23 protein-coding genes are annotated in these 21,467 nt (G+C 64.0%); 19 read left to right on the top strand and 4 right to left on the bottom strand.

Going from position 1 to position 21,467, the window contains the following annotated elements; genetic code table 11:
- Positions 1–152 precede the first annotated feature (152 nt).
- Positions 153–839, top strand: coding sequence for a hydrolase (locus BHE01S_RS09795; protein WP_042263194.1), 687 nt, complete (start codon positions 153–155; stop codon positions 837–839).
- An 84-nt stretch (positions 840–923) separates the two neighbouring features.
- Here the strand turns inward: BHE01S_RS09795 and BHE01S_RS09790 are convergent, their stop codons facing one another.
- The gene (locus BHE01S_RS09790) at positions 924–1,847 is read right to left on the bottom strand and encodes a LysR family transcriptional regulator (RefSeq protein ID WP_042263193.1); all 924 of its coding nucleotides are present in this window, start codon (positions 1,845–1,847) and stop codon (positions 924–926) included.
- 145 nt (positions 1,848–1,992) lie between these two features.
- Here BHE01S_RS09790 and BHE01S_RS09785 point away from each other — a divergent pair, with 145 nt between their 5' ends.
- The 8 genes from BHE01S_RS09785 to BHE01S_RS09755 all read left to right on the top strand — a co-directional run bounded on the left by BHE01S_RS09785 (position 1,993) and on the right by BHE01S_RS09755 (position 9,552).
- A complete protein-coding gene (locus tag BHE01S_RS09785) occupies positions 1,993–2,160 on the top strand; it encodes a DUF1427 family protein (protein WP_042263191.1) in 168 nt (55 codons plus the stop codon).
- Positions 2,161–2,188: 28 nt separating this feature from the next.
- A complete protein-coding gene (locus BHE01S_RS09780) occupies positions 2,189–4,090 on the top strand; it encodes an amidohydrolase (RefSeq protein WP_042263189.1) in 1,902 nt (633 codons plus the stop codon).
- Position 4,091: 1 nt separating this feature from the next.
- Positions 4,092–4,538: a DoxX family protein gene (locus BHE01S_RS09775; RefSeq protein ID WP_042263186.1), complete on the top strand. Its 447-nt coding sequence runs from the start codon at positions 4,092–4,094 to the stop codon at positions 4,536–4,538.
- Positions 4,539–4,574: 36 nt separating this feature from the next.
- Positions 4,575–5,489 carry a hypothetical protein gene (locus BHE01S_RS09770; protein WP_042263183.1) on the top strand — a complete coding sequence of 305 codons (915 nt, stop codon included), beginning with the start codon at positions 4,575–4,577 and terminating at the stop codon, positions 5,487–5,489.
- Positions 5,486–6,190 (top strand): YoaK family protein, encoded by a 705-nt coding sequence (locus BHE01S_RS09765; RefSeq protein ID WP_042263181.1) that lies wholly within the window; start codon positions 5,486–5,488, stop codon positions 6,188–6,190. The genes BHE01S_RS09770 and BHE01S_RS09765 overlap by 4 nt, the downstream gene beginning before the upstream one ends.
- Before the next feature lie 47 nt (positions 6,191–6,237).
- On the top strand, positions 6,238–7,767 hold the full coding sequence (locus BHE01S_RS09760; protein WP_042263179.1) for an alginate export family protein: 1,530 nt from the start codon (positions 6,238–6,240) through the stop codon (positions 7,765–7,767).
- A 287-nt stretch (positions 7,768–8,054) separates the two neighbouring features.
- Entirely contained in the window at positions 8,055–8,438 is a 384-nt protein-coding gene (locus BHE01S_RS39650; RefSeq protein WP_084068713.1) for a BON domain-containing protein, read from the top strand.
- 391 nt (positions 8,439–8,829) lie between these two features.
- Positions 8,830–9,552 (top strand): MFS transporter, encoded by a 723-nt coding sequence (locus BHE01S_RS09755; protein WP_052405799.1) that lies wholly within the window; start codon positions 8,830–8,832, stop codon positions 9,550–9,552.
- A 171-nt stretch (positions 9,553–9,723) separates the two neighbouring features.
- Here BHE01S_RS09755 and BHE01S_RS09750 read toward each other — a convergent pair whose 3' ends face one another.
- Positions 9,724–11,115 carry an aminotransferase-like domain-containing protein gene (locus tag BHE01S_RS09750; RefSeq protein ID WP_042263318.1) on the bottom strand — a complete coding sequence of 464 codons (1,392 nt, stop codon included), beginning with the start codon at positions 11,113–11,115 and terminating at the stop codon, positions 9,724–9,726.
- A 119-nt stretch (positions 11,116–11,234) separates the two neighbouring features.
- Here BHE01S_RS09750 and BHE01S_RS38750 point away from each other — a divergent pair, with 119 nt between their 5' ends.
- The 10 genes from BHE01S_RS38750 to scpA all read left to right on the top strand — a co-directional run bounded on the left by BHE01S_RS38750 (position 11,235) and on the right by scpA (position 20,163).
- On the top strand, positions 11,235–11,375 hold the full coding sequence (locus BHE01S_RS38750; protein ID WP_218000405.1) for a hypothetical protein: 141 nt from the start codon (positions 11,235–11,237) through the stop codon (positions 11,373–11,375).
- Positions 11,376–11,484: 109 nt separating this feature from the next.
- Positions 11,485–11,967: an MSMEG_0572/Sll0783 family nitrogen starvation response protein gene (locus BHE01S_RS09745; protein ID WP_042263177.1), complete on the top strand. Its 483-nt coding sequence runs from the start codon at positions 11,485–11,487 to the stop codon at positions 11,965–11,967.
- Positions 11,968–11,985: 18 nt separating this feature from the next.
- A complete protein-coding gene (locus BHE01S_RS09740; RefSeq protein ID WP_042263176.1) occupies positions 11,986–13,011 on the top strand; it encodes a Nit6803 family nitrilase in 1,026 nt (341 codons plus the stop codon).
- Positions 12,962–14,083, top strand: coding sequence for an MSMEG_0568 family radical SAM protein (locus BHE01S_RS09735; protein WP_084068711.1), 1,122 nt, complete (start codon positions 12,962–12,964; stop codon positions 14,081–14,083). Before BHE01S_RS09740 ends, BHE01S_RS09735 begins: the two co-directional genes overlap by 50 nt.
- The gene (locus tag BHE01S_RS09730) at positions 14,080–14,625 is read left to right on the top strand and encodes an MSMEG_0567/Sll0786 family nitrogen starvation N-acetyltransferase (protein WP_042263171.1); all 546 of its coding nucleotides are present in this window, start codon (positions 14,080–14,082) and stop codon (positions 14,623–14,625) included. The genes BHE01S_RS09735 and BHE01S_RS09730 overlap by 4 nt, the downstream gene beginning before the upstream one ends.
- A complete protein-coding gene (locus BHE01S_RS09725; protein WP_042263169.1) occupies positions 14,622–15,626 on the top strand; it encodes a sll0787 family AIR synthase-like protein in 1,005 nt (334 codons plus the stop codon). The genes BHE01S_RS09730 and BHE01S_RS09725 overlap by 4 nt, the downstream gene beginning before the upstream one ends.
- A 34-nt stretch (positions 15,627–15,660) precedes the next feature.
- Entirely contained in the window at positions 15,661–15,942 is a 282-nt protein-coding gene (locus tag BHE01S_RS09720; protein ID WP_042263167.1) for an MSMEG_0570 family nitrogen starvation response protein, read from the top strand.
- A 19-nt stretch (positions 15,943–15,961) separates the two neighbouring features.
- Complete coding sequence (locus BHE01S_RS09715; protein ID WP_042263165.1) at positions 15,962–17,245, top strand: MSMEG_0569 family flavin-dependent oxidoreductase; 1,284 nt, start codon at positions 15,962–15,964, stop codon at positions 17,243–17,245.
- Entirely contained in the window at positions 17,229–18,092 is an 864-nt protein-coding gene (locus tag BHE01S_RS09710) for a Pnap_2097 family protein (protein ID WP_042263164.1), read from the top strand. The genes BHE01S_RS09715 and BHE01S_RS09710 overlap by 17 nt, the downstream gene beginning before the upstream one ends.
- Positions 18,085–20,163, top strand: a complete 2,079-nt coding sequence (scpA, locus tag BHE01S_RS09705; protein WP_042263161.1) for a methylmalonyl-CoA mutase — start codon at positions 18,085–18,087, stop codon at positions 20,161–20,163. The genes BHE01S_RS09710 and scpA overlap by 8 nt, the downstream gene beginning before the upstream one ends.
- 279 nt (positions 20,164–20,442) lie before the next feature.
- Here scpA and BHE01S_RS09700 read toward each other — a convergent pair whose 3' ends face one another.
- Both BHE01S_RS09700 and BHE01S_RS09695 read right to left on the bottom strand, forming a co-directional pair.
- The gene (locus BHE01S_RS09700) at positions 20,443–20,934 is read right to left on the bottom strand and encodes an RES family NAD+ phosphorylase (RefSeq protein WP_042263160.1); all 492 of its coding nucleotides are present in this window, start codon (positions 20,932–20,934) and stop codon (positions 20,443–20,445) included.
- A complete protein-coding gene (locus BHE01S_RS09695; RefSeq protein WP_042263316.1) occupies positions 20,934–21,362 on the bottom strand; it encodes an antitoxin Xre/MbcA/ParS toxin-binding domain-containing protein in 429 nt (142 codons plus the stop codon). The genes BHE01S_RS09700 and BHE01S_RS09695 overlap by 1 nt, the downstream gene beginning before the upstream one ends.
- Positions 21,363–21,467: the final 105 nt, after the last annotated feature.

Here is a 21,467-nt window from a genome sequence, read left to right as displayed (position 1 = left end):
AATTCCATTTTTTAGTTGTTGAATGTCCTCTTTAGCGTGTCAAATGACCGCAGCTGGCAAACGATAACGCCAGCGCAATACACCTTGGTCACCTCGCGGTTATAGCCGCGAGGTAGTGTCTCTTCTCCCCCGGTTGAAAGGAAATACCAGTCATGAGCAATCCGAAGCTTGAAGTCCTCACTCCGCAGAACAGCCAGCTGATCATCATCGATCAACAACCGCAGATGGCCTTCGGTGTGCAGTCGATCGACCGCCAGGTGCTGAAGAACAACGTCGTCGCGCTTGCCAAGGCGGCCAAGGTGTTCGACGTTCCGACCACGATCACCACGGTCGAAACGGAAAGCTTCTCGGGCTATACGTACCCCGAACTGCTCGACGTATTCCCGAAACACAAGCTGCTGGAACGCACGTCCATGAACTCGTGGGACGACCAGAAGGTTCGCGATGCACTCAAGGCGAACGGCCGAAAGAAGGTGGTCGTGGCGGGTCTCTGGACGGAGGTCTGCAATACGACGTTCGCGTTGTGCGCCATGCTCGAAGGCGACTACGAAATCTACATGGTGGCTGACGCTTCCGGCGGTACGTCGAAGGATGCGCACGACTTCGCGATGCAGCGCATGGTTCAGGCCGGCGTCGTGCCCGTCACGTGGCAACAGGTCATGCTCGAGTGGCAGCGCGACTGGGCCCGCCGCGAAACGTACGACGCGGTCATGGCGATTGCGAAGGAGCATTCGGGCGCCTATGGCATGGGCATCGACTATGCCTACACCATGGTTCACAAAGCCCAGCAGCGCACGGCTGCGCCGCACGAGCTGCTTGCGGCAGTGCCGGCAAAGTAATTGCGTTCCTCGCGGCCCCCGATGCCGATGCGGCGCGTTTCATGCAAAGACGCTGCATCGGCAGGCGCAGGCGGACAGGTGCCGTCAGCGCTCGGGCATTGCCCATGGTGCATGGGCCAGATGTTCCACGAGGAAGTCGATCAATGCCGTGACGCGTGTGGTGCGCATGAAGCCGGGGGGCATGACGAGGTTCACGTTGATGTCGGCGATCGCCCACTCGCCCATGACATGCTCGAGTTCGCCGCGCTGCAGCGCGTCCCACACGAGAAACTCCGGTTGCAGGGCGATGCCCTGCCCGGCGAGCAGCGCAGGCGCGATGACGTCGGCGTTGTTGGTGCGGATACGCCCGCGCACAGGCACCGCATGTTCGTTGCCGGACGCCGTATGGCGAAAGCGCCAGCACTCCGGCGTCGGCAGGTTCGTATAGGTCAGGATGGCGTGCCGTTCGAGATCGCGCGGATGCGCGGGACGTCCGTGCTGTTCGAGGTAGGCGGGCGCCGCGACGAGCGGACGGCGCACGGCGCACAGGCGTCGCGCGCGCAGCGAGGAATCGCTGAGTTCGGCAATCCGGATCGCGACATCGAAGCCGCCCGCCACGATGTCGACCAGATGGTCGGTGAGCATGAGTTCGACATCGACGCCGGGGTAGCGAGAGAGGAACTCGGGAAGCAGCGGCGCGAGATACCGCAGGCCAAACGACATCGGCGCGTTCACGCGCACGACGCCGTGCGGCTCGAGCGCGAGTGCCGATGCTTCGCTTTCGAAGTCTTCGGCCGCGGCGAGCACTTGCATCGCGCGCTCGCGCAACTGTTCGCCGGTCGGCGTGAGCGAGAGCCTGCGTGTCGTGCGGTACAGCAGCATGGTGCCGAGTTTTTTTTCGAGGCGGGCGATGGCCTTGGAGACTGTGGGCTGCGAAATGCCGAGCAGTTCGGCCGCCTTGGCGAACGAGCCGGTTTCCGCCACGCGCAAGAAAATGGCCCAGGCTTCGAGATCAGGGAGATTTTGCATGTTGGAGCATGTTGCAAACGGAACGTCGAGTGGGCCTGCCGCGTCGATGCGGGCGCAACGCCGCTGCGCGTACCCGGAACGGATCCCGGCGGCATGGGCCGGGATGCAAGCCCTCTCATTTTAATCCTTCGAAGAGTCTGAGCGTATGGAAACGTATCTCGTGTCGCTTGGTGCGGGCGCGCTCGCCGGCGTGATCTACAGCGCCATCAAGGTCCGCTCGCCGGCGCCGCCTCTCGTTGCCCTCATCGGTTTGCTGGGCATGGTAATCGGCGCGCAGGCCATCTCAACCCTCAAGCCGTTGTTCGGCTTTTAATCGAAGTACGTGAAGCGAGGAAACGCACATGTGTGCAACCGCCACCCATCCCGATCTCATTCTGCGTAACGGACGGTTCACCACGCTCGACCGTTCGAACCCGACTGCCACTGCCGTGGCGATTGCCGAAGGCCGCTTCGTGGCAGTGGGCAGCGACGCCGAGGTCATGCCGCTCGCGGGCGGCGCGACCCGAGTTGTCGATCTCGGCGGCCGCCCAGCGCTCCCCGGCTTGATCGACAATCACCTGCATCTGATTCGTGGCGGCCTCAACTACAACATGGAGTTGCGCTGGGACGGCGTCCGCTCGCTCGCCGCCGCCATGGAAATGCTCAAGCAGCAAGTGGCCATCACGCCCGCGCCACAATGGGTGCGCGTGGTCGGCGGCTTCACCGAGCATCAGTTCGAAGAGAAGCGGCTGCCGACCATCGAAGAGCTCAACACGGCGGCGCCGGATACTCCCGTGTTCATCCTGCATCTGTACGATCGTGCGCTCCTCAACGCAGCTGCGCTGCGCGTAGTGGGCTATACGAAGGAAACACCCGAGCCGCCGGGCGGCACGATCCTGCGCGACAGCGCGGGCAACCCCACTGGCCTGCTGCTGGCGAGTCCCAATGCCTCGATCCTCTACGCGACGCTCGCGAAAGGTCCGAAGCTGCCGCCCGAGTATCAATACAATTCGACGCGCCATTTCATGCGCGAACTCAATCGTCTTGGCGTGACCGGCGCAATCGATGCGGGCGGCGGCTCGCAGAACTATCCCGACGATTACGAAGTCATCCGCAAGCTCCATGAGGCGGGCGAGATGACGGTGCGCATCGCGTACAACCTCTTCACGCAGAAGCCGCAGGCCGAAAAGGAAGACTTCGCGAACTGGACACGCACGGTCAAGTATCACGATGGTTCGGATTACTTCCGGCATAACGGCGCGGGCGAAATGCTCGTGTTCTCGGCGGCCGACTTCGAGGACTTCCGTGTCGCGCGCCCCGAACTGCCGCCCGGAATGGAAGGCGAGCTCGAAGGCGTGGTGCGCGTGCTGGCGCAGAACCGCTGGCCGTGGCGGCTGCATGCCACCTATGACGAAACCATCAGCCGCGCGCTCGACGTGTTCGAGAAGGTCAACCAGGACATTCCGCTCGCGGGCCTGAACTGGTTCTTCGACCACGCGGAAACCGTTTCCGAGCGCTCGATGGACCGCATCGCCGCGCTCGGCGGCGGCATCGCCGTGCAGCACCGCATGGCCTACCAGGGCGAGTATTTCGTCGAGCGTTACGGCGCGCAGGCGGCGGAAGCCACACCACCCGTTGCGAAGATGCTTGCCAAGGGCATCAAGGTCTCGGCCGGTACCGACGCCACACGCGTGGCGTCGTACAACCCGTGGGTGTCCCTTGCGTGGCTCGTGACTGGCAAGACGGTCGGCGGCCTGCGGATGTATCCGCAGCGCAATCTGCTCGATCGCGAAACGGCGTTGCGCATGTGGACGGAGTACGTCACCTGGTTCTCGAACGAAGAAGGCCGCAAAGGCCGCATCGCCGTCGGGCAGCTCGCCGACCTGATGGTGCCGGACCGCGACTTCTTTGCGTGTGCAGAAGACGATATCGCCGCGACGACGGCGTTGCTCACGGTCGTGGGCGGCAGGATTGTCTGGGGCGCAGGCCCGTTCTCGCAATACGACGCGCCGATTCCGCCCGCCATGCCGGACTGGTCGCCGGTGCGCCAGTACGGCGGCTATGGCGGCTGGGGACGCGGGTACGCAGATCAGCAGCGCGAGGGCGCGCCGTTGCAGCGCGCGGCGGCAGCCGCGATGTGCGCATGCGCGAATGCGTGCGACGTGCATGGCCACGGCCACGCGAGCGCATGGGGCAGCACGTTGCCGACCTCGGATGCCACGGGCTTCTGGGGTGCGCTAGGCTGCTCCTGCTGGGCGATCTGACATGACGGTGCTGAGCGGCCGTCGCAACCCCGTATGGGTGCGTGCGCTGCTTTCGCAGTGGTGGGTCGCTGCGCTCATGCGCCTCGCGCTGGTGTCCGCGTATCTGATCGGCGGCGTCGACAAGGCGCTGCACTTCGGCAGCGCCATCGCGGAGCAGGCGCATTTCGGCCTGCATCCGCCCGCGCTGTGGGCGGCACTTGCGATCATGGTCGAGGTCGGCGGTTCGCTGTGCATCGTCCTGCGCCGCTTCGTCTGGATGGGTGCGGGCGGCCTCGGTATGCTCACGGCCGTGGCGATGCTGGTCGCCAACGATTTCTGGAATCAGACCGGCACCGCGCACTTCATGGCACTCAACAGTTTTTTCGAACATCTGGGTCTGATCGCGGCGCTCGTGCTCGCGACCATGCTCGGCGATGCACAACCCGCGGCCGGCGACGGCCGCATTTGATCGATCAGCAAAACGAAATATCAAGGAAATCCCGTTATGAAAGCCATTCGCTCCGTACTCGTTGCCCTGATGATCGCGGGCGGTCTCGTCGCTGCGCCCGTGTCGTTCGCCAAGCCGCCGGTACTGCCGGCGCAGGCGCCGTGGGTCGCGGTCGGTCCACAGTACGACACGACCCACGTGTACGTTGCGCCGGAAGATTTCGACCGCTTCACTGACAGCTTCGTGGCGACATTCGGCGGCAGCAAGTCGAAGCAGGGCGTGTTCCAGGTTACGCCGACGCCGAGCCAGACGATGTCGCAACTCGTCTTCACGCCGGTGGGCACGATCTCCGTGTTCGGCTTCAAGACGCCCGTTCCCTGGCCGTTCGGTGCTGAGCGCACGGGCTACCTCGTGACCGACATGGACGCGGCGGTGAAGTCGGCGCGCGCGCTCGGCGCGGACGTGATCGTCGATACGTTCCCTGATCCGATCGGCCGCGACGCGGTCGTCACGTGGCCGGGCGGCGTCAACATGCAACTCTACTGGCACACCCAGGCGCCGCATTACGATGCGCTCCTGACCGTGCCCGAGAATCGTGTGTACGTGTCGCCGCAAAACCTGCACAAGCTGGTCCATGCCTATGTCAACTTCTCGCACGGCAAGGTGGTGTCCGACGAAGCTAACGCACCGGGCGTCGAAATCGGACGGCCGAACGACACCTATCGCCGCGTCCGCATTGAATCGGGCTTCGGGAAGATGACCGTGCTCGTGACCGACGGCCATCTGCCTTATCCGTTCGGGCGCGAAATGGCGGGCTACGAAGTAGCGAATCTCGCCGAGACGCTGGAGAAGGCAAAGGCCGCGGGCGTCAGCGTGCTCGTTGCGCCGTTCACTTCCGAAGGACGCGCCGCCGCGATTGTCCAGTTCCCAGGCGGCTACATCGCCGAGATTCACGCTAACGCGGCGAAATGAAACACGAGGACACGATACTCGCCGCCATCGCCGGATTCGTCGACACGCTGAGCTTCGTGGCGCTGTTCGGGTTGTTTACCGCGCACGTCACAGGCAACTTCGTGCTGATCGGCGCCGGCATTGCGGGCTACGGCAAGGGCGTCGTGCTCAAGCTGATCGTGTTTCCCGCATTCGTCGGCGGGGTTGTGCTCAGCAGCCTGCTGGTGCGGTCGCTCCCCGCGGCGTATGCACGTCAGGGCGCGCGCCTGCTTCATCTGGTGCAAGCCGTGCTCATGGTCGGTTTTTGCCTCGCGGGTGTCTGGGCGACGCCGGTCAGCCGGCCCGACAGCCTGCCGGTCATCGTGGCCGGTGTGGTCGGTGCGTTTGCGATGGGCGTGCAGAACGCGCATCCGCGCCTGATCCAGCGTGCCGGCGTGCCGAATACCGTGATGACGGGCAACGTCACCCAGGCCATCCTCGACGTAGTCGACATGCTGTCCGCGAGTATGGCCGGGAGCGCGCGCGACGCCGCACGCGCGCGCTTCGCGAAGATGATGCCGGCCATTGTCGCATTTGCGATCGGTGCGGTGGCTGGAGCGCTGGCGTTGCGCTACGCAGGCTTTTGGGCGCTGCTCGCGCCGGCGTGCGCGCTTGCGGGACTCGCGTTCGCCACCGGCGAATACGAGCGCGCGGCGACGCCAGGCACACGTGAAGCACGGTGAGCCGGGCGGACACATCCAATCATAAGCCGGCAACGGCAAGGAAATTCATGGTATCGAGCACGATGCGCAGGCGGCGGTTCGAAAAGGCCGCCAGCGTGACGGCCATCGCAGGGCTGTTGCTGACGGCCGCCGATGCGGCGTTCGCGCAAACCGCCACGCAATCCGCAGCAGGGATAAGCCTCACGGCCGATCCGGTGGGTACGGGAAATACGGCTGGCACCCTGGCGGCGCAAACAGAAAACACCCAGACCGTCGCCACATGCGACGTCAAACGTCCTGTCGTCATGTTCAACCGCTGGCAGGAGGACTGGTCCGTGCTCGCCAATCCGTGCGTTGCGCGCAAGCCGCTCGACGGCCTCAAATACATCCCGCTCGGCGGCGACCCCTCGTCGTATCTTTCGCTCGGCGTGAATCTGCGCGAGCGGATCGAAAGCAACAACGCGCCGCTGTTCGGCATCGGTTCCGCTCAGTCGGACACGTACCTGCTCCAGCGCGTCGAAGTGCACGCCGACGCACATCTCGCGCAGCACTGGCAGTTCTTCGTGCAACTCGAGGACGCTCGTCCATTCGGCAAGAACACAGTTACGCCCGTGGACAAGAATCCGCTCGATGTCGAGCAGGCATTCGTGACCTATACGGGCGCACTCGGCGGCGGCACGGTCAAGGTTCGCATTGGCCGCCAGGAAATGGCGTTCGACTTGCAGCGTTTCATTTCGGTGCGTGATGGCCCGAATGTGCGCCAGGCGTTCGACGCCGTCTGGGCCGACTACGAATATCAGAGGTGGCGCTTCATTGCGTACGCGACGCAGCCCGTGCAGTACCGCGACGCGACCGTCTTTGACGACGTGTCGAATCGCGATCTCACGTTCAGCGGCGTGCGTTTCGAGCGCCAGTCGGTGGGCCCCGGCGATCTGTCCGGCTATTGGTCCCGCTATAACCGCAGCAACGCACGATATCTCGATGCGAGCGGTCCCGAGCACCGTGACGTATGGGACCTGCGTTACACCGGCACGCAAGGGCGCTTCGACTGGGACGCCGAAGGCATGTTGCAGACGGGTACGGTCGGCAACAGCACGATCGGCGCGTGGGCGATCGGCACGCTCGCGGGCTACAAACTCGACATGCCCTGGTCGCCGCGCATCGGCCTGCAAGTCGATGCGGCTTCGGGCGACCGGCATCCGAACGATGGCCGGATCGGCACCTTCAATCCGCTGTTTCCTAACGGCTACTATTTCACGCTGGCCGGCTATACGGGCTACTCGAACCTGATTCATGTGAAGCCTTCCATCACGCTCAAGCCGACTGCGAATCTCGCGCTGCTCGGTGCGCTGGGTTTCCAGTGGCGCGAGACGACCGGCGACGCCGTGTATCAACAGGGCAGTCAGGTCGTGCCCGGCACGGCAGGCAAGGGCAGTCTGTGGACCGGTATGTATGTGCAGTTGCGCGCGGACTGGACGATTGCGGCGAACCTCATTGGTTCGATCGAAGCCGTGCACTTTCAGGTAGGGAACACGATACGCCAGGCCGGCGGTCACAACGCCGACTACGCGGGTATCGAACTCAAGTACGGCTGGTAGAAGACGCGTGGGGTCCGACCGCGATGCTGATGATCTTCTTCGTCTTCGACGGCTTCTTCAAGGTCGTCGCATCAGTCGAGCAGGATGCGAAATCAACAACCTAAGCGTTGCCTGTTCGATGCCGGGCACGCCGCCGCTCGCGCATAATGGGTTAGCAGGTCGAATGAATTGGAGAGCATCTGTTGTAATATCGAAAAGGACCGGATCAGCTCAGTTGGAAAGCGCATTGAAAACGGTTGCAGGTTTCTTTTCATGCAAGGAAGCGGCGTGCAACTACAGGAGCGAGCATGAGAAGCAGCGATAAGCGACGACTCATCGGTGCCTTGTTAGCATTCGCCACCGTAAATGGCACAACCTATGCGAGCGCCCAAACAAGTACAGGTTCCGCTGTCGATAGGTCCGCGCAAACTGGAGCGGTGGCGCCGTCTACGCAGCGAGGCAGGTCGGATACGATGCTGGCTGGTGACGTCCGCCGTGCTCTCGTTCGGACACCAGGCCTGAATTCCATGAATATTCAGGTCCGGGTACGCAGCGGTATCGCTACGCTGACAGGGTCGGTGCCACACCACTCACAGATCGCGCGGGCCGGGAACGCGGCAAGGTCAGTCCGTGGTGTCAGGGCGGTAACGAACCGGCTAACGTTACGAACCGGTCCTGGCGCCGGGCGCTGAGGCGCGGGTTCTTGAACTTTGATCGCGGTGGCTCGTCGACGTATTCCTTCAGCGAATCCGGGTCGGAAATATTCCTCTGTGGTCTGACCGGCTCGCATAGCCTTATCGGATGCGGCTTTCCGGGAAATCGTGCGTTTACCCTGGCCGCTACCCTGGTCAAGTGATGTCGTCTTTTTCATCATTCCATTCCACCGCTTCCCTCCTGTCGCCCTGACAAAGCCGGCTACTCCATAGCCGATTGTCGTCCCCCGGTCAAAAAGTCGTTCGCTGTCAGTCAACCGCAGAAATTTTTCGCGACCGACGATTGGTCGCACTGCGCGGTTCTGCCTGGAGAACACCGCATCAGATCGCAGCCGATTTGCGACCCCTTGCCACCGGAGACACAGACGACATGACTAATAACATCGCAAACGACACACGCTATGAAAGAAAGACTGTATTCCTGCTTGCACTTGGCTTCGGCCTCGTTGGACTTGACCGTTGGCTAATCACGCCGCTCTTTCCTCAGATGATGCGTGATCTGAACCTGACATATCAGGATCTCGGCAACGTTACTGCAGCCTTAGGTCTCACGTGGGGCATATTTGCTGTTCTGATGGGAGGAATCTCCGACAGGGTTGGTCGTCGGAGAATCCTTATTCCTTCCATTATCCTGTTTTCCTTTCTGTCAGGCGCAACCGGGCTGGTCAGCGGGATCTCGGTTTTAATCCTGTCGCGGGTTCTCATGGGTATGACCGAAGGCTCGAATTGCCCGACGAGCTTCGCTGCCGCAGCTGACGCGTCCCCGGCCGAACGTCGCGGGCTGAACCTTGGCTTCATCCAGGGATGCTTCGCGTTGTTTGGTTTGGGGCTCGGGCCGATTATTGCCACGCAGTTGCTTGGTGTCGTGCCGTCGTGGCGTATCGTTTTCGCCATCGTCGCAGCGCCGGGGCTTGTGCTCGCCTATCTGATGTATCGAACGATTCGCGAACCCTCGCTTATCGCCGGAACGGTGGTCGACACGCAATCCGCGCAGAAGGAAAGCTGGAAATCCGTAGTCCGATACCGCAATGTCCGATGTATCTCACTGAAAGCAAGGCCGGTGTGTTCGATACGCTCGATCTTCCCGGCGTAGTCGGAAAGCGCACGCTCACTGTGTTTCGGCGCCGCCACGGCATCTTGCCGAGTCCTGCGGTCAAGTTGCTTGAACAGTTGCGCCTGTTGACTGTTGGGGCGGAAAGCGTCGCGGTGGGGCGTACTCAGGAGCGAAGCCAGTAGACCTCGCCGAAAATGAGCAAGCCGCCTTTCAGAGCATTGGCGAATGCAGATGGTCGGGATGATCGAGCATGTCCGCCACGAGGTGCAGCGACTCCTCCATGGCCGTTGCATCGCCGGGCCCGCCAAGGCAGATGCGCACGGCATTGGGCGGATTGCCATCGGTGCTGAATGCCGCGCCCGAGACCACGCCAATCTGCTTCGTGCGCAAATGCGATGCGAGTTCCGAAGCACTCCAGCCCGTTTCCGAAGGCACCGTAAGCCAAAGATGAAAACAGTCGCTGGACGCTTCGATTTCGCGCGCCGCAAACACCTGTGCCGCGATGTGCTGGCGTACTGCGCATTCATTGCGAATGGCCTCGAGCATTTGCTGCGCAACGCCACTTTCGATCCAGCGTGCCGCGAGATTCGACATATACGGGCTCGCCATCACGGTGGTCGCGCGCAACGCGCCCGAAAGCCGCTCCGCATGACGCGCGCCCGGCGCGACGACGAAGGCCACACGCAAGCCTGCGCCGAAGCACTTGGACATGCCCGTCACGTAGTAGGTGAGCTCGGGCGCGAGCGTGGCGAGCGCGACAGGCGGCGTTTCGCAGAGCATGCCGTAGGCGTCGTCTTCGATGATGGGCACGTTGTAGCGAAGCGCGATATCGGCAATATGCTCGCGGCGGGTTTGCGAGAGCGTGCGCGTGGTCGGATTCTGTAGCGTGGGATTGCAGTAGAGCACGCCGGGCTTGCGCGTCTTGCAGAGCGCTTCGAACGCCGTGGCGTTGAGGCCTTCGTCGTCGCGGGGCAACGGTGCGAGCGGCATGCCCAGCTGATTTGCGATCACTTTCAAACCGGGATACGCGAGGCAGTCGGTACAGATGGCTTCGCCGGGCTTGACGAGCCGCAGCAGCAATGCGACGAGCGCATTATGGATACCGGGGCAGACCAGCAGCGCATCCGCGCGAAGCGAAGGCAGCGTGTGGCGCAGCCACTGGCTCGCCATGCTGCGCTCGAACTGCGAGCCCCCAAAATCCTGATAGCGAAGCATGGACCACGGGTCGGCCGTGCCGATGATCTGCGCCGCCGACTCCGCGAGCAGCGCCGTCAATTCCGGCGGCTCGGGCGGCATGTTCATGGTCATTTCCAGCGCGGTGCCAGCGCGAAGCGGGACCGCGGGCGGCCGTCCTCGCACGTATGAACCGCTGCCCGCGCGCGAATCGATCAAGCCCCGCTTGCGCGCTTCGGCATAGCCGCGCGCGAGCGTGGTGTAATTGATCTTGAGTGCGTCGGAGAGATCGCGCAACGCCGGCAGGCGGTCACGTGGTCGCAGGCGGCCGCTCGCCACGTCTTCTTCGATGAGATCGGGAATGGTCTGATAAACGGGCTTGTCACTTTCGGCAAGCCGTTTGAGCCAGTGGGCGGTCATGTTCGACATAGGGCATTGCGCAAAAGCGCCTTCCAGGATGGGCTGATTCATTCTAGTGAGAATGAGTCGCGAAAAATAAAACAATTGATTGCAGGTGATCGCATCGAATGATCCGAAATGATGCATGCATGCACCTGAATCGCTGGCGTGTTGCCCAACGCCGGGGCGAACGCGGCGCTGTGCGGATTGCGACCCACATCATCCACGCGCGCCTCGCCCGCGCTTCGCGAGAAATCATCACCTGGATCATTCGCGGCACGCGGCATTGATTGGCAATTGATTGCATGACGCGTGCCACTTGATGGCATACCCGTTGCGAAAAGACAGACGCCGGCCACCGGTCGGCCACAGTCCTCAATCATTGAACGGAGTCATGCAATGCCCGCCATCACCACGCCCGCCCACAAGACCGGTGACTTCCTCGTCGATTACGAAGAGAAGGTTTTCGAGGACGTCAAGGCAGAACGCGGCGAGAAAGCGCTCGTCACGTTCCATACCGTCGCGTTCGAAGGTTCCATCGGCTTCGTCAACATGCTCCAGGCCACGCGCTTGCAGCGCAAGGGGTTTGAAACGTCGATCCTGCTCTACGGCCCGGGTGTGATGCTGGGCGTGCAGCGCGGTTTCCCGACGCTCGGGGCCGAAGCCTTTCCGGGTCATCTGAACTTCAACAACCAGTTGATGAAGTTCATGGCCGAAGGCGGCAAGGTCTACGCGTGCCGCTTCGCGCTGCAGGCACTCTACGGGCAAAGCGAAGCCGCGCTGATCGAAGGCGTGCGGGCCATCAATCCGCTCGACGTGCTCGACCTGAAGCTGCTGCATCGCAAGTCGAACGCGCTCGTGATCGACACCTGGACGGTTTGAGTTCGCACGGGTATCGCCATGTCGACTCCATCCACGAAGCGCATCGTTCGCGCCGCCGCCGTGCAGATCGCGCCGGATCTCGAATCGTGCGCGGGCACGCTCGCGCGCGTTTGCGACGCGATCGTCAGCGCCGCTCGCGAGGGCGTGCAACTGGCCGTGTTTCCCGAAACGTTTCTGCCGTACTACCCGTACTTTTCGTTCGTGCTGCCGCCGGTGCAGTCGGGCGCAGAGCATCTGCGGCTGTACGAGCAGGCGGTGACGATACCCGGCCCGGTGACGGAAACCATCGGCGCGCTCGCGCGCGAGCACGGCATGGTGATCGTGCTCGGCGTGAACGAGCGCGACCACGGCAGCCTCTACAACACCCAGTTGATCTTCGATACTGACGGCCAGATCAAGGTGAAGCGGCGCAAGCTCACCCCCACGTTCCATGAGCGAATGATCTGGGGGCAGGGCGACGCAGCCGGCCTGAAGGTCGCGCACACTGCTGTGGGCCGCGTCGGCGCGCTCGCCTGCTGGGAGCACTACAACCCGCTGGCGCGCTACGCGCTGATGACGCAGCACGAGGAGATCCATTGCAGTCAGTTTCCGGGTTCCCTCGTCGGGCCGATCTTCGCCGAGCAGATCGAAGTGACGATCCGACATCACGCGCTCGAGTCGGGTTGTTTTGTTGTCAACGCAACGGGATGGCTGACCGACGCGCAGATCGCCTCCGTCACCAGCGATCCAAAGCTGCAAAAGGCATTGCGCGGCGGCTGCAATGCGGCGATCGTCTCGCCCGAAGGCCAGCATCTGGCCGCGCCGCTGCGCGAAGGCGAGGGCATGGTGATCGCCGATCTCGACATGGCGCTCATCACCAAGCGCAAACGGATGATGGATTCGGTTGGCCACTATGCGCGGCCCGAACTGCTCAGTCTCGCGATCAACGAACGACCCGCCACGCCTGTTTTCTCCTTCGACGACACGCCCGTCACCGCTTCATGGAGCTCCCACGATGAATGCCAGCGTCAATTTCCCGGAATCGAGCCTGCAACTCTTGACTGAGCTGCAGTCGAGCGGCCTGCGCCTTGCCGCGCCCGATCACGAGGGGCTGTCGAGGCGTGGCGGCGCGGGGCCGTCCGATCACAAGGCCGTGGTGATCGACGGCGTCACGCTGATGGTGCCCGTGCATACGCACAGCGCGCACCAGTCCGCGTTCGTCGCGAATGCACCCGACGCCAACGGCGTGAGCGTCCTCAAGCGCGGCAGTATCCCCGTCGCGCAGATCGCGTTCGCAAGGCAGCCGCGCTTTTACAAGCTGCAAACGCTCGACGGCGTGCCGTATTCGCACATCGCCACACTGCATGGCACCGACGTGCTTGCCACCACGGTGCTGCAAACCTGTATTCGCTACGAGAGCCGCAAGAAGGCGTGCAAGTTCTGTGCAATCGGGCAGTCGCTCGCGGCGGGGCGCACGGTCGCACACAAGACGCCGGAACAGCTTGCTGAAGTGGCGCGCGCGGCCGTGCTGCTCGACAACGTGAAGCACATGGTGCTGACGACCGGCACGCCGTCCACGCCCGATCGCGGCGCGGCCGTCCTGTGCGATAGCGCGCGTGCGATCCGGCGCGCGGTCGATTTGCCGCTGCAGGCACAATGCGAGCCGCCTGACGACGATGCGTGGTTTGCGCGCATGCGCGAGGCGGGCATCGATTCGCTCGGCATGCATCTGGAAGTGCTGGGGGAGGCCGAGCGCGCGCGCATCATGCCCGGCAAGGCGACGGTGCCCGTGAGCCGTTACATGGCGGCGTTCGAAGCGGCGGTCGAGGTGTTCGGGCGCGGCCAGGTGAGCACCTATATCCTCGCAGGCCTCGGCGACACGCCCGAGCGTGTACTCGAAATGGCGCAGCAACTGCTGCGTATCGGTGTGTATCCGTTCGTCGTGCCGTTCGTGCCCATCTCCGGCACGCCGCTGGAAGATCATGCGCCACCCACGGCGGAATTCATGCGCTCGATACTCGCGCCGCTTGGCGCGATGGTGCGCGAGGCCGGCCTGCGCACGTCCGATATCAAGGCAGGCTGCGGAAAATGCGGCGCGTGTTCCTCGCTCTCTTCGTTCGAAAAGGTGGCCGCATGAACGTCATTCATCCGGTCGCCGGGGACGAGGTCATGGTGGTGCGCTGGGCGCGTTATGAGTGGGAGCGAGAAGCCGCGTTTGCCATTCGCCGCGCCGTGTTCTGCGAGGAGCAAGGCATCTTCGCACAGGACGATCGCGACGAGATCGACGCGCACGCGCAACTGCTCGTTGCCGTTCTCGATCCGCACAGCGAGTCGCCGCAAGTGGTCGGCACCGTGCGTATTCATCGCGACCACGCGACGGAAGCGACATGGTACGGCTCGCGCCTCGCGGTGAGTGAACCATACCGGCGCCATGGCCGCATTGGCGCGACCCTGATCCGTCTTGCCGTGAGCAGTGCTCACGCCTTCGGCTGCGAGACGTTTCTCGCGCACGTCCAGGCGCAGAACGCGCCGCTCTTTCGCCGGCTGCACTGGCACACGGTCGAGGAGGCGATGTTCTTCGGGCGTGCGCACCACGTCATGCAGGCCGACCTTGCGCACTATCCTGCCTGCGCCACGCCTTTCGACGGCTTCGTCATCGATCAGCGGAGGGCAGCGTGACGCTCGACGAAATCGTAGCGAAGCTGCGTGCGGGCCGCGGCGTCGCGCACAAGACCGATATCGCGCCGATGCTGGCCGCGCTGGGTGCGGGTAGCAACGACAACGCGGACTCCGCGGTGATGGCGGCGGGCGACGACTGTGCCGCCATACCCGACGGCGACGGGTATCTGCTCTTCGCGGCCGAAGGCATGGTGAGCGACCTGATCGAAGCGATGCCGTGGTTCGCCGGCTACTGCTCGGTGCTCGTGAACGTCAGCGACGTATGCGCGATGGGGGGCCGTCCGATTGCCGTCGTCGATGTGATCTGGAGCGATGGCGTAGAACCCGCCGCGCCGGTGCTCGAAGGCATGGCGGCGGCGGCGCGGCAACTGGGCGTGCCGATCGTCGGCGGCCATAGCAATGCGCGCAGCGAGCGTACGCAGCTCGCCGTGGCAATACTCGGTAGAGCAAAGTATTTGCTTTCGAGTTTTGCAGCCCGGGCCGGCGAGAAGCTGCTCATGGCCGTGGACCTGCGCGGCGCCTTCGTGGAGCCGTATCCATACTGGAACGCCGCGACCGAGGCGCCCGCACAACGTCTGCGCGGCGACCTGGCGGTGCTCGCGGAACTTGCCGAAAGCGGGCTCTGCGCGGCCGCGAAGGACATCAGCATGGCGGGCATCGCGGGAACCGCGATGATGCTGGCCGAGTGCTCGCGCGTGGGCGTGTGCATCGATCTCGATCGATTGCCCAAGCCTGCGGACGTGCCGCTCGCACGCTGGCTGGAGATTTTCCCGAGCTATGGCTATTTGCTGAGCGTGCGGGACGAGCACGTCGATGCGGTCATTGCGCGTTTTCAGGCGCGGAACATCGCATGTGCGCAGATCGGCGAGATTCACGGCGAGCCCTCCATCGACCTGCAACTTGGCGGTGAAACGCGCAGCGTCTGGCGCCTCGATGCGCAGCCGTTCATCGTGCCTGCCGACCGCCGCGCGACGCGCGCGTTCGAGCAATCGACCGTGTAGTCATCTATCTGAGCTTCCCTCGCGGAGAGGAATCATGCCTGTTACCCATTTCGTGGTGCGCTGGCCCGACGGCCACGAAGAACGTTGTTATTCCCCTTCGACCATCGTGCGCGAGCATCTGCAGCCCGGCGTGTACCCGCTCGAACTCTTTCTCGTCAAGGCGCACGACGCGCTGAGCGCGGCGTCGGAGCGCGTGCGCGAGAAGTTCGGCTACGCGTGTTCGTCGGCACGAGACCAGTGGACAGCGATCGAGCTTGCCGCACAACCCTACCGTTCGCAACCGGCGGCTCAGGTGACCGTCGTGAGCGTAGACTGAATCTATCAAGGAGGTTTGCATGTCCACCCAGACTCTCGCGGCCAACCCGCCGGTTCCCGAAGAGCATTTCAGCGTGGCGGTTGTCGGCGGCGGTCAGGCCGGCCTGTCGATGAGCTACTACCTCAAGCAACGCGGCATCGATCACGTCGTGCTCGAAAAGCGCGCTGTCACGCATACGTGGCGCGAGCAGCGCTGGGACGCGTTCTCGCTTGTCACGCCGAACTGGCAATGCGCGCTGCCGGGCTACCCGTATCGCGGCGACGAACCACACGGCTTCATGAAGAAGGACGAAATCATTACGTGGCTCGACGGCTTCATACGCCATGTCGATGCCCCTGTGCGCGAAGGCGTTGCCGTTACCCGCGTGTCGAAGCGGCCCAACGGCGGCTTTCTCATGCAGACCAGCCACGGGGCATTGAGCGCCGATCAGGTCGTGATCGCCTCGGGCGGCTATCACACGCCGATCGTGCCGCGCATGGCCGAGCGGCTCCCCGCGTCGATCGTGCAGATGCAATCGTCGGCGTATCGCAATCCGGCGGCGTTGCCCGAGGGCGCGGTGCTCGTCGTCGGTTCGGGGCAGTCGGGCGCGCAGATCGCCGAAGACCTGCATCTTGCCGGGCGCAAGGTCGTGCTCGCCGTCGGTGAGGCACCGCGCTGCGCGCGCTTCTATCGCGGCCGCGACGTGGTCGACTGGCTCGCCGATATGAAGTACTACGACATGCCGGTCGAAGAACATCCGTTACGCGAAGGCGTGCGCGACAACACGAATCACTACGTCACGGGCCGCGACGGCGGGCGCGACATCGATCTGCGCAAGTTCGCGAGCGAAGGCATGGAACTGTACGGCGTGCTCGAGGATTTCGCCGACGGCGCGCTGCGCTTCAAAGGGAATCTGCGCGCCAATCTCGATAGCGCCGACGAAACGTATAACCGCATCAACGCTTCGATCGATCGTTTCATCGCGCACAACGGTATCGAGGCGCCGCCGGGCGAGCCCTATCGTCCGGTCTGGACGCCGCCGGATGAGCGCACGTCGCTCGATCTCGCCGCGAGCGGCATCGGCAGCATCGTCTGGTGCATCGGTTTTCAGCCCGACTTCAGCTGGATCGATCTGCCTGTCTTCAACGGGCGCGGCTATCCGGGCCACACGCGCGGCGTGACGGCGCAGGAAGGGCTCTATTTTCTGGGCCTGCCGTGGCTGCACACGTGGGGCTCGGGGCGTTTCTCGGGCATCGCGCGTGACGCCGCGTGGCTGGCCGACCAGATTTCAGCGCCTGCGAGGCTCGATGCGCGCGCGGCGTGACAGCGAGCGTGCGCCCGCGCAAACCCGCACGCATTACATCGCGGGCATGCCGGAGCTGGCTTTCGCTGGACTGTCCGAGCAGTGGCTCCTGCGCACCTGCGGCCAGCTGCACTGGAATGCGCTTGCGGCACAGGCACAGCTGAACACGCCGGACTTCTACGACGACGAAGGCCGCAAATCGTATGCGGCCTTCACGGCGATTCGCGTGCGCGAAGCGCGGCTCGAAGACGTGAGCGAGAACCAGCGCTTCGCGATCGAAGCGGATGTGAGGCGGATCGCGGGCGCGCGCCATTTCGGCCTGTTTCGCGTCTTTACCACCGAGAGCGTGGTGACGAACGTCGAGATGATGTCCACGTTCGTACGGCGCGAGCAGGCCGGCGACAACCGCTCGGTGTGCAAGGCGATGTTCGCCGGTTCCCCCGCGCCTGCGACGCCCGCCGCCGCGCAGGCGCTGATCGCGCAAGCGAAGCGGCTGCGCGTGGGCGACTGGACGCGGCATGGCCGTCTCGATCGCGCGGCGCATGCGGTCGAGCATGTGGTCGACTATCTGCCTTGTCCCTCGCTCGATTTCAACGGCGCGCACCTGCTGTATTTCGCGAGCTTCCAGTCGATGGTCGAGCGCGCCGAGTGGCATTGGCGGTCCGCGCAGCACTCCGCGCCGCCCACGCTGGCCGAGCGCGACATGGTGTTCTATGGCAACGCGAATGTCGGCGACCGGCTCACGCTGTCGTTCGGCGCGCGCCACGCGGGCCACGACGGGCTCTCGCACTGGTGCACCATTTCGCGCGCGGCGGACGGGATGCGCATCGCCGAAGTCATCACACATAAACGGTGGTCGCATGAATGAACGAGGCATGGCGCCGCGCAAGGCGCTCTATACGAAGACCGACCTCGCCGACGTGCCCTGGCTCGATGCGCGTCCAGGCGAATATCCGTTCCAGCGCGGCATTCACGCGACGATGTACACGCAGCGCCCATGGACCATTCGCCAGTATACGGGCTACGCCGACGCCGCCACCTCGAATCTCGCGTACCGGGGTGCGCTCGAACGCGGTGCGAAGGGGTTGTCGGTCGCGTTCGATTTGCCCACGCATCGCGGCTACGATTCCGACCACAATCGTGCGGCCGCCGATGTGGGCATGGCGGGCGTTGCGATCGACTCCGTCGAGGACATGAAGCGGCTCTTCGATGGTGTGGCGCTCGACGCCGTCTCCGTATCGATGACGATGAGCGGTGCGGTGTTGCCCGTGCTCGCCGCGTTCATCGTTGCGGCCGAGGAGTCGGGCTTCGACGTGGCGCAACTGCGCGGCACGATCCAGAACGACATCCTCAAGGAGTTCATGGCGCGCAACGCGTATATCTTCGCGCCTGAACCTTCGTTACGGATCGCGACTGACGTGGTGCACTACCTGCTCGCCCATTTGCCTCATTTCAATGCGATGTCGGTTTCCGGTTATCACCTGCACGAAGCCGGTGCGGATGGCGCACTCGAACTTGCGCTCACGCTCGCCAACGCGCGCGAATACGTCCGGCGGCTAGTCGAACAAGGGGCCGATGCAGATCGCGTATGTGCCCAGTTGAGCTTCTTTTTCGCCGTGGGGCGCGACTTTTACGGCGAGATCGCCAAGCTGCGCGCCGCACGGGTGATGTGGGCCGAGTTCGCGCAGGCACTCGGCGTGCGCTCGGCGCGCGCGATGCAGCTGCGAATGCATTGCCAGACGGCGGGATCGAGTTTGCATGCACAGCGTGCGCAAAACAACGTCGTGCGCACGACAGTGGAGGCCATGGCAGCCGTGTTCGGCGGCACGCAGTCGCTGCACACGAACGCGTGGGACGAAGCGCTGTCGCTGCCCGGCGACGCGGCCGCTACGCTCGCGCGCGACACGCAACTGATCCTGCAGCACGAGATGGGGCTGTGCGACGTGGTGGACCCGTGGGGCGGCTCGTATCTGATCGAAGCACTCACGGCGCGTATGGTGGAAGACGTGAAAGCGCTGCTCGCCGAAATCGATCATCGAGGCGGCGTGATCGCCGCCATCGAATCGGGCTGGGTACAGGCGGGGTTGCATCGCGGCGCGGCTCGCACTCAGGCGCAGATAGACTCGGGTGAGCGCGTGGTAGTGGGCGTGAATCATTGCCGCGAGGCACATGCCACCGGGAGTGAGCGGCTCGAAGTCGACGGACGCGTGGTGCGCACGATGCAGGTCGAGCGCTTGCGGCAGATGAAATCAATTCGCGATGCGCCACGCGTGGATACCGCGCTCGATGCGCTTGCACAATGCGCTCGCACGGGTGAGGGCAATTTGCTCGCCGCGACGATTGATGCGATTCGCGCGCGCGCCACAGTGGGAGAGTGCACTGCGGCGCTCGAGCGTGTGTGGCCGCGCTGGCACGCCGCGCTCACATGCGAGGCGTCCGCCTGGTCGGGCGCGTGCGAGGGCGACGCCGCGTGGAGGGCGGCGCAGCACGCTGTTTCGCGCTGGTGCGCAGCAAATGGACGCAAGCCGCGGATGGCGCTCGTGAAGCTAGGTCAGGACGGCCACGATCGCGGCGCACGTGTTGTAGCGGCTGCGCTTGGCGACGCAGGTTTCGAAGTCAGCCTGGGACCGCTGTTCGCAACGCCGCACGAGGCGGCTGGCTGGGCCGACTCGCGCGAGCCCGATATCGTCGGGGTTTCGACGCTCGCGGGCGCGCACGCGACGCTGGTGCCCGCGCTACTCGACGCGTTGCGCGAGCGCGGCTGCGGCGCGCCGGTGGTGCTCGGCGGCATCGTGCCAAAAGCCCATCACGAATCGCTGTTCACCTGCGGCGTGCTCAAGATATTCGGGCCAGACACGCCGCTTGGCCAGATTGCGCAAGATATGGTTGGAATCCTGAATGAAGTGGCATTGTCCCTACGGGGTTGCTGCACGACATGATGCGTTGTTCAAGTTCCCCGGTGCGGTGCTGCGCGGATGAGATCGCCCTGGTGCTTTGTCGTGTGCGCCGAGCAGGCGCATCGACCATGTCCCCGTGCGGCGCGATCGGCACGCTCAAGCCATTCCATTCGGACGTCGAAGTGGCGGTGTTGAGGTCAGTCTGGGTCTACGAACGACCCGGCTAACGAACGGCAGCTTCTCATCGCGCGCAGTCGCGCCCGATCGGGAAAGCGGACAGCCGCCGGCGGCAACTGTCTGAGCCTTGGGAGCAGGAAGCGTTCAATGACGTTCTGCGTTCGCGGAGCCGCCCTCCGCGGGCAGAAGGAACAGGCGTTCATCCCATACGACGGGCTGGCTTTCGGATATGACGATCTTCGCAGCGTCCGGATGTGCGGGATTCACCAGGGCATTGGTTTCGGCGCGCGCAACGACCGAAGGCACGATCAGGATCGCAGAGCGGCATTCCTCCAGCCAGAGGTTGCCGAACCCACGTGCGATCTCGGGGGACGGTCCGTCCCATCCTCCCGGGAGCGTGGCCGTTGTCTGCCTTTCGATCCGCACACCATCGGGAACCTGTGCCTCGACCCAGACGTGCGTCTTTGGCACCTTGCCGATTCTTGCGTGAACCAGCACCTCCAGCATGGCGCCCGCGAAGGTGAGCGCGCCATAGATGACTGGACGGCCTGGGCTGTTGAACCGGCCGCCGACCAGCATGGCGCCGGTACCGCTCCAGACCGGATGGCGTCTGTCGGCGATGCGGAAAATCCTCATCAGGCTGGCAGTCCGTAGAAGAGCTTCCAGAGCAGCTCTTCAACACGGCGCGCGCCCAGCTCGGTCAGCGCGACCTCGAGCGGCGCGCGCCCCTCCAGCAGGGGATGGGGCGTCGCAAGGAAGGTTCGCGCATCCGCCGGGTCGTCCCAGACGTACGCCGCGCTCGCGTAGACCCGCGCGAGTCGCTCTGTTTTTTCCGATTCGTCAGGTGTGAGCCTGTCGCGCCGACGTTTGTAGGTTGCCTCGGGGACGATGCGCGCCTGGAGCGCACGCCTTGACTCCGCGGTCAGGGCGATCTGCTCGACGCCGTGCCGTAAGGCAGATTTGGGCAGGCCTTCAGCAACCTGAGCCTCGAGTTCGGCAATCGAATGCGGAACCGGGCTGAGACCCATGACTGCGGCGATTTTCTCGGGGGAAACGAGTTGCATGGTACGTACCCGCCGTTGATCAATTGAGCCGATATTATAGCTCAATTGATCCTGCTCGGCGTGGGATTTTCGCGGGCCACTGCGGCGCCGGGAAGCACAAGGCCG

The sequence above is a fragment of the Paraburkholderia heleia NBRC 101817 genome (genome assembly GCF_000739775.1).
Lineage (GTDB): Bacteria > Pseudomonadota > Gammaproteobacteria > Burkholderiales > Burkholderiaceae > Paraburkholderia > Paraburkholderia heleia.
Note: the sequence above shows the minus strand (reverse complement) of the source record. Positions and strands in the feature narration are given on the sequence as shown.